Origin of the sequence: Pseudopedobacter saltans DSM 12145, assembly GCF_000190735.1 — a bacterium.
In the GTDB taxonomy this organism is placed as follows: domain Bacteria; phylum Bacteroidota; class Bacteroidia; order Sphingobacteriales; family Sphingobacteriaceae; genus Pseudopedobacter; species Pseudopedobacter saltans.
In genome coordinates this window covers 1,321,012-1,332,582 of sequence record NC_015177.1, presented here as the reverse complement: position 1 = coordinate 1,332,582, position 11,571 = coordinate 1,321,012, and the positions used below count along the sequence as shown (strand labels likewise).

Here is an 11,571-nt window from a genome sequence, read left to right as displayed (position 1 = left end):
GAAATTAGGATGATTCTTTACTTTTAAGCCAAAATTTACAATCTTCAATATTTAACCTTCAACTTTCTACTTTTAACTTTCTACTTTTAACATTTAAAACTTACAACCTTACCACATGGAGCTCAGTAAACAACAAAAACTTTTTTTAGTAATTTCCTGTTTCTTTGTAGCAAATGCTATTCTGGCCGAATTTATTGGTGTTAAGATTTTTTCGGTAGAAGAGTCATTGGGTTTTTCAAAACTGAATGTCAATTTATTTGGTGTAAAAGGCTTATCCTATAATATGTCTGCAGGTGTTTTAAACTGGCCATTTGTATTCATCATGACAGATATCATCAACGAATATTACGGACGGAGAGGAGTCCGCTTTCTTTCATACCTAACGGCAATACTTGTAGTGTTTGCGTTTATAACAGTAGGCTTTGCCATGTCCTTAACCTCTTCCGATTTTTGGGTTTTCAGAGAGATCGGCGGACAACGGGTAAACATGAATCACGCTTTCGAAGCTATTTTCGGACAGGGCATGTGGATTATAGCAGGTTCAGTTACCGCATTTTTAATCGGTCAGGTCGCCGATGTCAGCATATTTCACAGAATAAAGATGGTAACCGGGGAGAAAAAGCTTTGGCTCAGAGCAACGGGATCAACCGTAATCTCACAGCTTGTAGATAGTTTTGTGGTTATTTATATCGCTTTTTATCTAAATCCTGACTATAATTGGAGCTGGAAAATGGTAGCTGCCATCGGATTGGTGGGATACACCTATAAATTCCTGATTGCCTTGCTTATGACCCCAATACTTTATATATCGCATAAGGTGATAGATAATTACCTTGGGAGCGATTTATCAAAAAAAATGTTGGAAAATGCGGCAAGATAAGAATGTACTAAAAGTCGACTCGTTTGCTAAGGCCGGTTTGGTACTGGCTGTAATCATCATATTCATCTTGTTGAAACTTGTTTTTATAGATAAGGACGACCGGTTGGACATTTATTTTGCAAACCTTGCCATTGTACATAGGGGAGACACCTTAAGTAAAATCATGTTTTTATTTACCCGGGTCGGAAACCAGGAAACAATGATCATCCTTTATCTTATTGTCATTTCTGCAGTGTTATTTTATGTAAAAGATAAAACGCTGGCAATTAAAATGACCCTGATTGCTTTGTCGACAGTAAGTTTAATGCATATTTTAAAGATAGTGTTCAGACGAGACAGACCTTTATCAGATTTTATGCTGGAGGCCGATGGTTATAGTTTCCCCAGCGGGCATACCATGAACAGTTTTGTGCTCTTCTTTTTACTGATATATTTATCCAATCGGTTTATAAAAGATCGGGCAACCCGAAATTTCTTTTTAGTTCTATTCATCTTTATACCCACACTAATCGGGTTTAGTAGAATTTATATAGGAGTGCACTTCTTTACCGACGTTCTGGCAGGTTTGTGTTTCGGCTATATTTGGTTTTATATAGCCAATATGGTGCTCGATAATATGTTCTACACTAAAAAAGCCCCGTAGAATAATCTACAGGGCTTTTAAATTTTATTTCTTACTCCTTATTCTCCAACTTTCAGTAATTCCACATCAAAAATAAGGGTACTATAAGGAGGGATATCCTGTCCGGCTCCTCTTTCTCCATAAGCCAGGTTATATGGAATGTAGAATCTGTATTTTGATCCTGCAGGCATTAGCTGTACACCTTCCGTCCAACCAGGGATAACCTGATTTAAAGGAAAAGTAACCGGCTCACCACGGTCGTAAGAGCTGTCAAACTGCTTTCCGTTTAGCAAAGTTCCCTTATAATGTACCGTAACGTTGTCTGTAGCTTTAGGTTTTACACCGTTACCTAAAGTAATCACTTCATATTGTAAACCACTTTCTGTAGTCTTAACATTAGGTTTAGCTTTATTTTCTTCTAAGAATTTTTTACCTTCTTCAGTAAGCTTTTTCATGTTTGCTTCACGCTTTTCTGTAAGAAATACGTTGATGGCTTTATAAGCATCCTCATCGTTCAATAAGGTAGTCGCATCGCCAAATACATCCTGTAAAGCCTTAGAGAAAAGCTGATAGTTTAACGAATCCACACCATCAGACTTTAAGCCCTGTGCTATTTTCAAACCAAAAGAATAACTGGCAGAATCTATTCTGTTTAAACCTGGTTGTACCAGTTCGGCAGCAGCCTGTTTTTTATTAATTTTCTTCTTTTTTCCCAATTGTGCATTTGCTACCAAACTACCCAGTAGCAAACATGCCATTAATGTATATTTCTTATTCATCAACTTCTAAAAATTTGCTAAAGATAGGAAATAAGTTGAAAGCCGAAACTTTAAAATAAAATCATTAAAACTGGATATATAAGATCGGTTAGATTTAATTTGAAGATAATGCTTACAGTTTTTAAACAGGTGTATCAATTTTCTTTAACCGTAGAAATATGAAAGAGTAGAAAAACCTTTCTTTAGCTCGAGTGTTAAAGTACTACATAAATCTGGAAACACATGAAAAAATTATTTGTACCGTTATTTGTGGCTGTCGCGATGTTGACGTCTGCCAACACAATGGCTTTCGATAAAAAGGAGAAAGTTGAAATTTCTGAGAAGGATCAAAAAAGAATCGTAGAAATCAGTAACAGGGTAGAGGAAATCAGAAAAATGGATAAATCCGACTTGTCTTTTTCCGAAAGAAAAGCATTGAAATCAGAACTTAAACAGATAAAAAATGAAGCCAATAAATTAGGTGGCGGAGGTATTTACATTTCTGCAACAGCTATATTAATCATCATTTTATTAATTATCATTTTATAAATAAAAGAGGGCTGTCTTAAAGTTAAAGTCATTATCATTTTGGAGAACGGCCTGTCAAGGGTTGGTCTGAATAAGTAAGTTTTAGCTGTAAAGAGCAGACTTGTTTGTGAGACCTTTCGTTTCACTCAAGGTGACGCGCTTTTTATAATGATATCGCCAGAAATGAGCCCGGAAACGGGCTACCTCGTGTCTTGCAATGACAAAAAAACGGGGTCATTGCGAGCCTGCGAAGCAATCTCTTGCGCCGGAGCATTGAAACAGTATCCCTTTTTAGTATGTGTATATTTTTAGTCAATGTTATCGCAGGGTCCTCTATGAGAGACCACTGCTCGGACAGTGGGATTTGTTATTGTTCGAGGAACTTATAAAATTGTAAAAGAAAGGAGCTATCCAGCCTTTTTGAGCAACCCCTTATCTTATTCGAGTTCTTAAATCATATCAGGCACAGTGATTTTGAACCGATAACGAGTCGGAGACTCTTCGTTATTTAATAATCCATAGTCCCCCCTTTAGCTCTTTTCCTTCACACAAGACTACAGACAGAATACCTGTATAAGGATCTTATTTGCTTGTGAGACCTTTCGGTTCACGCAAGGTGACGCACTTTTCATAATGATATCGCCCGAAGCGAGCCCGGAAACGGGCTACCTTTTGTCTTGCAATTACAAAAAACGTAGTCATTGCGAGCCGGGAAGCAATCTATCCTTCTATAAAGTAAAAAGGCAAATAGAAATAGATTGCCAAGTCGTTCCTCCTCTCAATGAAAAAAGTAGAGAGCGTCATTGCTCCAAAGGAGTTCCTTTCGGAACGAGCCTGCGAAGCAATCTCTTATCAACGAAATGAAATATAGCTTCATTTCTGAATCAAGTTCAGGACCGGTTATCCTTCCTTATAACAAAATATCAATGGTAGCTCTCGAAAGGTTATTCGCAAAGGCTTCGATCCCGACAAGTCGGGAACCTTATCTACGTTAAATTAAGCATCGATTTTCTGTGTTGTAGTGGCGTACGCCCTATAATACTCTTGAAGCTCTTGTTAAAGTGCGAGAAGTTATTGAAACCGCTTTCATAACAGATTTCAGACACACTTTTATTGCTCTCAATCAATAATTTAGCAGCATGGTTAATCCTTAACTCAATCAAAAATCCTGAAAAAGTTTTACGCGTTCTCGATTTAAAATATCTGCAAAAGGCATGAGGTGTAATATTGGCTATTTCCGCAATTTCCTTCAATTCAATCTCTCTGGTATAATTATCCAATAAAAACTGATATACATTGTTTAGCCGGTCTATTTCCGTAGCCGAGTTAAACTCGATATTACTTTGCTGGTTTACAATTTCCAGTTCAGCGGAAATCGAAAGTACTTCAAGTATTTGCAGTAATAAAATAATTCTTCTTGATCCTTCGCTCCCCAGCAACTGATGCATTATAGCAGCAATACTTTCTTTTGATTTTCCGTTTACCCGGATACCTTTTTTTGCAGTATCGAGTAGTTTGGCAATTTGTTTATTCTCCGCCAGGCTGAAAAAATCCCTGCCAAAGCAATCCGGAGAGAAATGCAAGACAATGGCCTCCAGCTTTTCCGAGGCATTGGGCTGTAAGTAGATTTCGTCGCTGCGCCAAAGGTGCGGAAGCTGTGAGCCGAACATAATTAAATCGCCGGGCTTAAAGGGGTGGATATGGTCGCCGGTAAATTGCAGTCCAGACCCTTTAATGATATAAACCAATTCAATCTCGTGATGAAAATGCCACATTTTATAGAAATGCGAAACAATATCATAGCGTACATTAAAGGAATGTTCGGGATTTAATGGTATTTTTAATAAATGGGGCCTCATATTTATTGATGTCAAAAATACGTTATTTAGACTAATTTTTAATTATGAATGTTAAAATACCATAAGAATTTGCTAAATATAGGTAAAAACAAAGGCCTGTGATTTGCTAATTTTATCATTCTGTTATCAGAATATTAATTTTAAAAGATATAGAATATGAAAGTTGGGTTGTTTATCCCATGTTATATCGATCAGCTATATCCCAAAGTAGGGATAGCGACTTACCAGTTGCTTAAGAAATTGGGCTGCGATGTAGATTATCCTCAAAACCAAACCTGTTGTGGCCAGCCAATGGCAAACAGCGGTTTTTCACATTTAAACAGCGGTTGCGATCAGAATTTTGTGAACAACTTCAGCGAATACGATTATATCGTTGGGCCATCCGGAAGCTGTGTTTTACATATAAAGGATCATCTGCAAGATCAGAATAATCCGGAAAAAGCCATTCATATCAGAAAACATATTTACGAGCTTACCGAGTTTCTTACCGATATACTAAAGGTGGGCAACTTAAACTCGAAATTTCCTTATAAAGTAGGTTTACATAATAGCTGCCACGGACAAAGGGGATTGGGACTTTCTTCCATGTCTGAAAGAAACTTACCAACTTTTTCCAAGGTTGAAGATTTACTAAATCAGGTCGAGGGCTTAAGCCTGTCCAGACCAAAACGTAACGACGAATGTTGCGGATTTGGAGGTACATTTTGCGTTTTCGAAGAAGCCGTAAGTGTAAAAATGGGTAAAGACAGGGTCGCCGAACATGAAGATAATGACGTTGACTATATCACAGGAGCAGATGTTAGTTGCTTAATGCATCTGGAAGGTATCCTGAAGAGAAAGGGAAGCAAGGTTAAAACAATCCACATCGCAGAAATATTAAATCATGAGTAAGGTTTTAGATCACGCGTCGGCTGCGGCCGAGTTCATCAAAGACGAGGAAAGAACCAACTGGCATGACGAGACCCTTTGGTTTGTCAGACATAAAAGAGATATCGCGACTCATGGTGTTCCCGAATGGGAAACGTTGCGAGCCTGGGGTTCTCAAATCAAAAATCACACCCTGTCCAATATGGACGAATACCTCCTGCAGTTTGAAGAAAATGCCAGAAAAAACGGTGTTCATATACATTGGGCAAAGGATGGCGAAGAGCATAACCAGATTATCCACGATATTATCAAAAAGCACAATATCAAAAATGTGGTAAAAAGTAAGAGTATGCTTACCGAAGAATGCCATTTAAATCATTATTTGGCGAAATATGGCATTGATGTGGTAGATACCGATTTAGGAGAAAGGATTGTACAATTCCGACATGAACCTCCAAGCCATATCGTTCTTCCGGCTATTCACTTAAAAAAACAGGATGTCAGCGAAACTTTTCATGAACATCTCGGTACGGAAAAGGGAAATAATGATCCGCAATATCTAACCGAAGCAGCGAGACAGCATCTTAGAAATCATTTTATAGAGTCTGACCTGGCTATTACCGGGGTGAATTTTGCTGTAGCAGAAACTGGTGGCTTTGTGGTTTGTACAAACGAAGGTAATGCAGATATGGGAGCGCACACCGCTAAGGTTCATATTGCCTGTATGGGTTTCGAAAAAATCATTCCCAAAGCAAAGCATTTAGGTGTGTTTTTAAGATTGCTAACCAGAAGTGCTACCGGGCAACCTATCACTACTTATTCCAGCCATTTTCTAAAACCTCGGGAGGGACAGGAGATGCATATCGTTATTGTCGACAATGGCAGAAGCAGGCAGCTAGGCCGTAAAGATTTCCGTAACTCTTTAAAATGTATCCGATGTGCGGCATGTTTCAATACCTGTCCGGTTTACAGAAGAAGTGGCGGGCATAGCTATCATACAGCGGTGGCGGGTCCAATTGGTTCTATCCTCAACCCGAATCTGGATATGAAAGCCAATGCCGATTTGCCTTTTGCGTCCACGCTATGTGGTTCCTGCAGCAATGTTTGTCCCGTTAAGATAGACATTCACGATCAGCTATGGAAATGGCGTCAGGAGATTGTTAAAGAAGGATATGTAGCAGAAAGTAAATCTATAGCTATGAAAGGTGCTGCCTGGTTATTTTCTAAACCAGCAGTTTACAGAACCGTGGCAAAAGTTGGGCTTTCTGTCATGAGAAATTTGCCTTTTATGGTAAATAATAAGCTAAATGCATGGTATAAGCAGAGGGAAATGCCGGAGGCACCGAAAGAAAGTTTTAGAGATTGGTATAACAAAAACAATAAATAATGGCTAATTCAAGAGATTTAATTTTATCAACTATCAAAGCAAATAAGCCAGAAAAAGTAGAATTGCCAGATATTGATTTTGGTATGCTGATGGCTTTTGAAAACCCGATAGAGCAATATTGCGAAACATTGTTGAAGATTGGGGGACAATTTAAAATATTTGCCAGTATGGACGAAGTTCAGCAAGCGATAGCATCTGAAAATAACGGCTCTTTCGTGATCAATACCTTTAATTTATCTGAAGATGAAAAGTCTGATTTGTACCATAAAACTTCAAGGGAATTAGAGCAGCTGGAGCGTGTTTATATCAAAGGAAATGTGGGAGTGGCAGAAAATGGGGCTATTTGGATAGCCGAAAACGCACTTCCTCACCGAATATTGCCTTTTATAACACAACATCTGGTTTTGGTATTAAATGCCAAAGACATTGTTCCTACCATGCATCATGCATACGAAAAAGTTACTTTTGATGATTTAGGCTATGGCGCTTTTATAGCCGGACCATCTAAAACTGCAGATATTGAACAGAGCTTGGTTATTGGTGCCCACGGAGCAAGAAGTTTAACCGTTTATTTAATCAGAGAATAAGAAGGAAGTTTTGTAAATTCAGGGAAGAATAACAATTCAGTAACTTCAATAATGCATCTGAAAGAACAGACATTCGCATTCGAAGCCGAAATAGCAATCATAGGAATTAACCCTTACGTTAATGTGCCCGGGCAGATCCTGAACGAGATTTTTAAACTTGCTCAAAAAGATAAGGGAACCATCCCTGTCAAGGGGACAGTCAACAATCTGGCTTATCAGCAAACCCTGGTAAAGTATGCCGGCCAATGGCGCCTGTATATCAACACCAAAATGCTGAAAGATTCGCCAAAACGAATAGGGGAGTTAATTCAGGTGACTATCGGCTTCGATGCTTCAGACAGAACCATCCACCCGCATCCCAAATTATTGGCTGCACTTGATAAAAATAAAGCGGCCCGGGAGAAATTCGACAGAATCTCGCCTTCGCTTAGAAAAGAAATCGTCAGGTACATTTCATTCCTTAAAACCGAGGAGACCATTAATAAGAACATAGATAAAGCGATAGACTTTCTGCTGGGAAAAGGAAGATTTGTAGGCAGAGATAAACCCTAAATCATTGTATTAGCCATTTTAAAGAAGTCACGTCGACTGAGTGAAACGGAATGGAGACATCTGTTGGCTATGTAAGTAGAATGTATGTGTGCTGTAGTGGAACGTAATGGAAACATCTGTTGGCTATGGAAGTTGAAGCAGTTTGTGCAACTATGTTAGAGATCTTTCGACTCTCCCGAAAGCGTTCGGGATCGCTCAAGATGAACTGTGTTTAAATCCAAATAAAAAGTTAAAATTCACTAAAATAATATTCTGTTTAATTTAGCATTAGCCAAATTGTGCTTTATAAGGTTCTCCTGATTTAGCTATGGCAAATACTTGCTTAATAAGTTTATTTACTGCTGCTATCAGTGCTACCCGGTAAGGTTTTCCTTTATCCCTCAACCTTTCGTAGAGATCTTTACAGGCCTTGTTGCAACGTATTGCAGAAGTAGCAGCCATGTATAATACTTTTCTAACCTGTCCCATTCCTATTTTGCAGATATGCCCTTTGCCTTTCACACTTGTACCTGATTCATATATCCTTGGGGCTAGTCCAAAGTAAGATATGACCTGCTTATAGTTTTCAAACATACTAAAACCATCTGTAGCAATAATCAGCATAGAGACACTTCTTGGCCCTATACCTGGTATACTTCTGATATTACCAGCCATTTCTTCATAATGCTGCTTTATCAATCCATCTATCTGGCGCTCTTTCTCCTTAATCCTTTTATCATGGCTTTCCACTTCCTCCTTGATCTCATTGTATAATAACTTATCTATTGTACCTGCTGCCTCAAATGCATGCAACTGGCTGGACAACATATGCCTTCGTTGTTTTAGTCCTTCAAGATAGGTCTCAAGGTTACGGATGCTTTGTATTGCCGCCGTGGGCGGCTCCCATAACCTGGGGCTGGTCATCTGTGCAAACTCTGCTATGACCATTGCATCTTTCTTATCTGTTTTTGCCCTGGACATTCGCATCTGTGCAAACCTGCGTATAACCAATGGGTTGACTACCGAAACTCTTATTCCTGAATCATATAAAAATCTTGCCAATTGGAAATAATATGGGCCTGTGGCTTCCATCGCCACATGGGTATCCAGAATATGCGGCAGCATATCCTTAAAACCTTTTAAGTTGTTTGTAAATCTGCCTTTGAAAGCTGATTTGCCTTCTTTTAAAACTGCAATGTCAAAATAATCCTTTGAACAATCGATCCCTGTTATCATATTTGTAAAATCGTAAAATGAGGATCACAGCTTTCTTATCGTGACTTATCAATCGTAAAAACAGGCTCCTGAGGCCTAATGAACTGTCCAAGTTATAATAAGAATGAGAGAAGGGGACTAACATCTCGAAGAGTCTATAATGACTAATGACAAATTAAAGTCTTATTCCTTCTCTCTGCTGGATCTTATTAACTGAACAAAATTATATTCCGTTTAATCTTTTCCAAACTTCTTCCTACAAACTTACGATGACGTGGAAGGGGCTAGCCTATGTAATTGCTTTCGGCCTTAAGCTTTAAGCTTTTTGCCTTATAAATGCTGCTATGTCAGGGATTTCTCGGCTCTCTACGTTCGCTCGAAATGACGCGTGGAGGAGGGAGGATAGTATCTTTTCCCTCCAAAGTGCGAGAAATTATTATAAATCGCGAAGTAAATATTAGCTTTGCTTTATGGGATTGGAATGGTTTCTTTTCTCAATACTATCACTATGAAACAAATCAGCTTAGTTTGGTTAAGAAGGGATCTACGGTTGGATGATCAGGCAGCTTTATACCACGCGCTCAAAAATGAGACAAATGTACTGCCTCTTTTTATTTTCGATACTACGATTCTGAACCTTTTACCAAACAAATTTGATAGAAGGGTAGATTTTATACATCAGGTTTTATCGGATATGAAGAAGGAATTAGATGCTATTAATAGCTCGCTATTAGTAGAGTATGGTGATCCGATAGATGTTTTTAGTGAATTAATAGACAGATTTACCATAAAAGCCATTTATACCAATCGGGATTACGAACCTACAGCTATAGCAAGAGATGAATCTGTAAAGAAGCTGGTAGAAAGTAAAGGCATCGCGTTTAAAACGTTTAAAGATCAGTGTATTTTCGAACAGTCGGAAATTGTTAAAGATGATGGTTCGCCCTATAGTATTTTTACACCGTACAGCAGGAAATGGAAAAGCAAGCTAAACGATTTCTACCTGAAATCTTATCCGTGTAAAAAATATTATCATCACTTTTATCAAGGAGACGATTTTAAGTTTCCTGATTTAGAATCTTTAGGTTTTAGCAAAACAGACATTGTTTATAATAAGTTCGTTCTTTCCAGGGAAATTGTTCGTCATTATGATAAAACCAGGGATTTCCCGGCATTAAAAGGAACAAGCAGAGCAAGTATGCATTTGCGTTTTGGGACCATTAGTATTAGAAAGCTGGCCCGCTATGCATTAGATTATAATGAAACTTATTTGAACGAATTAATCTGGCGTGATTTCTACATGATGATTCTTTATCATTATCCTAAAATTGTTCGGCATTCGTTTAAAGCGGATTATGATAAAATTCCCTGGTTAAATAATGAGAAGGACTTTAAAGCATGGTGCGAGGGTAAAACCGGCTATCCGATTGTAGATGCCGGAATGAGAGAATTAAATACAACCGGCTTTATGCATAATCGAGTGAGGATGATTGTGGCGAGCTTCTTGACCAAACATTTACTGATAGACTGGCGCTGGGGAGAAGCCTACTTTGCAGAAAAGTTAGATGATTACGACCTAAGTGCAAACAACGGGGGCTGGCAGTGGGCCGCAAGTTCGGGATGTGATGCGGTTCCTTATTTTAGAATTTTTAATCCCGAAGAGCAAACAAAGAAATTCGACCCAAACAGAGCATATATCAGAAAATGGATTCCTGAATTGGATAGTTTAGATTATCCAAAACCAATTGTTGAACATAAATTTGCCCGAGAAAGGGCTTTGAACGTTTACAAAAAGGCTTTGGCTGGATAAGTTATTTAACAAATTCGGATGGGGTAAAGACAAAGCTTTTACCAGAGAAGTCTATCGCTTTTGGGTTTTTGTAAACAAACTTGCCGTTCTTTTCCTGATATTCGCCAATACCTTCTATCAGTTTACCATCCGATAATTTGAAATATATTTCCTGAGCTGATTGGCTACCTTCGGCGTTGAAAGTATAATCAATCTTTAAGGTGTCATTCGAAAAAGTTCCGGTAAAAGTCCCATCCCTTTTATCTTTTTCAAATGGTTTATAAGTTAGCTTGCCGGATATATTGCCTATATTTTGGGTGATATCCAAATAAGCTGAATCCCTACCTATAGTGGCTAAATAACAATGTTCTAATTGCATGTTGTGATGTTTTTCACTCATTGAATTTACAACAGTGTCGCTTTGATTATCGGCCTTATTGGCTTTCTTATTTTGTGAACAGGCACTTAGCAGGACCAACAAGCCGAATACTGTAAATAGTTTTTTCATTATCTGTTATAGCATTATTGGGTTAACAAGATAAGCTTGG

The 11,571-nt window shown here is 38.3% G+C and carries 12 protein-coding genes; 8 read left to right on the top strand and 4 right to left on the bottom strand.

Annotated features, from left to right (window positions below; all coding sequences use genetic code 11):
* The first annotated feature begins 115 nt into the window (after positions 1–115).
* A complete protein-coding gene (locus tag PEDSA_RS05590; protein WP_013632186.1) occupies positions 116–880 on the top strand; it encodes a queuosine precursor transporter in 765 nt (254 codons plus the stop codon).
* Entirely contained in the window at positions 867–1,523 is a 657-nt protein-coding gene (locus tag PEDSA_RS05585) for a phosphatase PAP2 family protein (protein WP_013632185.1), read from the top strand. The genes PEDSA_RS05590 and PEDSA_RS05585 overlap by 14 nt, the downstream gene beginning before the upstream one ends.
* A gap of 38 nt (positions 1,524–1,561) precedes the next feature.
* On the opposite strand, the gene PEDSA_RS05580 is transcribed toward PEDSA_RS05585, so the two are convergent.
* Complete coding sequence (locus PEDSA_RS05580; RefSeq protein ID WP_013632184.1) at positions 1,562–2,281, bottom strand: FKBP-type peptidyl-prolyl cis-trans isomerase; 720 nt, start codon at positions 2,279–2,281, stop codon at positions 1,562–1,564.
* 222 nt (positions 2,282–2,503) lie between these two features.
* Between PEDSA_RS05580 and PEDSA_RS05575 the strand changes: the two genes are divergently transcribed.
* Positions 2,504–2,809, top strand: a complete 306-nt coding sequence (locus tag PEDSA_RS05575) for a hypothetical protein (RefSeq protein ID WP_013632183.1) — start codon at positions 2,504–2,506, stop codon at positions 2,807–2,809.
* A gap of 965 nt (positions 2,810–3,774) precedes the next feature.
* Here PEDSA_RS05575 and PEDSA_RS05570 read toward each other — a convergent pair.
* Entirely contained in the window at positions 3,775–4,647 is an 873-nt protein-coding gene (locus tag PEDSA_RS05570; protein WP_013632182.1) for an AraC family transcriptional regulator, read from the bottom strand.
* Between the two features lie 156 nt (positions 4,648–4,803).
* Here PEDSA_RS05570 and PEDSA_RS05565 point away from each other — a divergent pair, with 156 nt between their 5' ends.
* Genes PEDSA_RS05565 through PEDSA_RS05550 form a run of 4 tightly spaced genes read left to right on the top strand, consistent with a single transcriptional unit; the run spans position 4,804 to position 8,040 of the window.
* Complete coding sequence (locus tag PEDSA_RS05565) at positions 4,804–5,538, top strand: (Fe-S)-binding protein (protein ID WP_013632181.1); 735 nt, start codon at positions 4,804–4,806, stop codon at positions 5,536–5,538.
* The gene (locus PEDSA_RS05560) at positions 5,531–6,901 is read left to right on the top strand and encodes a lactate utilization protein B (protein ID WP_013632180.1); all 1,371 of its coding nucleotides are present in this window, start codon (positions 5,531–5,533) and stop codon (positions 6,899–6,901) included. Before PEDSA_RS05565 ends, PEDSA_RS05560 begins: the two co-directional genes overlap by 8 nt.
* Positions 6,901–7,488, top strand: coding sequence for a LutC/YkgG family protein (locus PEDSA_RS05555; protein WP_013632179.1), 588 nt, complete (start codon positions 6,901–6,903; stop codon positions 7,486–7,488). The genes PEDSA_RS05560 and PEDSA_RS05555 overlap by 1 nt, the downstream gene beginning before the upstream one ends.
* Positions 7,489–7,539: 51 nt before the next feature.
* Positions 7,540–8,040: a YdeI/OmpD-associated family protein gene (locus PEDSA_RS05550; RefSeq protein WP_013632178.1), complete on the top strand. Its 501-nt coding sequence runs from the start codon at positions 7,540–7,542 to the stop codon at positions 8,038–8,040.
* A gap of 267 nt (positions 8,041–8,307) precedes the next feature.
* Here the strand turns inward: PEDSA_RS05550 and PEDSA_RS05545 are convergent, their stop codons facing one another.
* The gene (locus PEDSA_RS05545) at positions 8,308–9,255 is read right to left on the bottom strand and encodes an IS110 family RNA-guided transposase (protein ID WP_013632177.1); all 948 of its coding nucleotides are present in this window, start codon (positions 9,253–9,255) and stop codon (positions 8,308–8,310) included.
* Positions 9,256–9,742: 487 nt separating this feature from the next.
* Between PEDSA_RS05545 and PEDSA_RS05540 the strand changes: the two genes are divergently transcribed.
* The gene (locus PEDSA_RS05540) at positions 9,743–11,044 is read left to right on the top strand and encodes a cryptochrome/photolyase family protein (RefSeq protein WP_041537298.1); all 1,302 of its coding nucleotides are present in this window, start codon (positions 9,743–9,745) and stop codon (positions 11,042–11,044) included.
* A gap of 1 nt (position 11,045) precedes the next feature.
* On the opposite strand, the gene PEDSA_RS05535 is transcribed toward PEDSA_RS05540, so the two are convergent.
* Entirely contained in the window at positions 11,046–11,531 is a 486-nt protein-coding gene (locus PEDSA_RS05535; RefSeq protein ID WP_013632175.1) for a putative periplasmic lipoprotein, read from the bottom strand.
* Positions 11,532–11,571: the final 40 nt, after the last annotated feature.

Coding starts and splice junctions, on each gene's coding strand:
- PEDSA_RS05555 (WP_013632179.1), top strand. CDS start 6,901: ATGGCTAATTCAAGAGATTTAATTTTATCAACTATCAAAGCAAATAAG.
- PEDSA_RS05590 (WP_013632186.1), top strand. CDS start 116: ATGGAGCTCAGTAAACAACAAAAACTTTTTTTAGTAATTTCCTGTTTC.
- PEDSA_RS05565 (WP_013632181.1), top strand. CDS start 4,804: ATGAAAGTTGGGTTGTTTATCCCATGTTATATCGATCAGCTATATCCC.
- PEDSA_RS05560 (WP_013632180.1), top strand. CDS start 5,531: ATGAGTAAGGTTTTAGATCACGCGTCGGCTGCGGCCGAGTTCATCAAA.
- PEDSA_RS05535 (WP_013632175.1), bottom strand. CDS start 11,531: ATGAAAAAACTATTTACAGTATTCGGCTTGTTGGTCCTGCTAAGTGCC.
- PEDSA_RS05570 (WP_013632182.1), bottom strand. CDS start 4,647: ATGAGGCCCCATTTATTAAAAATACCATTAAATCCCGAACATTCCTTT.
- PEDSA_RS05540 (WP_041537298.1), top strand. CDS start 9,743: ATGAAACAAATCAGCTTAGTTTGGTTAAGAAGGGATCTACGGTTGGAT.
- PEDSA_RS05550 (WP_013632178.1), top strand. CDS start 7,540: ATGCATCTGAAAGAACAGACATTCGCATTCGAAGCCGAAATAGCAATC.
- PEDSA_RS05575 (WP_013632183.1), top strand. CDS start 2,504: ATGAAAAAATTATTTGTACCGTTATTTGTGGCTGTCGCGATGTTGACG.
- PEDSA_RS05580 (WP_013632184.1), bottom strand. CDS start 2,281: ATGAATAAGAAATATACATTAATGGCATGTTTGCTACTGGGTAGTTTG.
- PEDSA_RS05585 (WP_013632185.1), top strand. CDS start 867: ATGCGGCAAGATAAGAATGTACTAAAAGTCGACTCGTTTGCTAAGGCC.
- PEDSA_RS05545 (WP_013632177.1), bottom strand. CDS start 9,255: ATGATAACAGGGATCGATTGTTCAAAGGATTATTTTGACATTGCAGTT.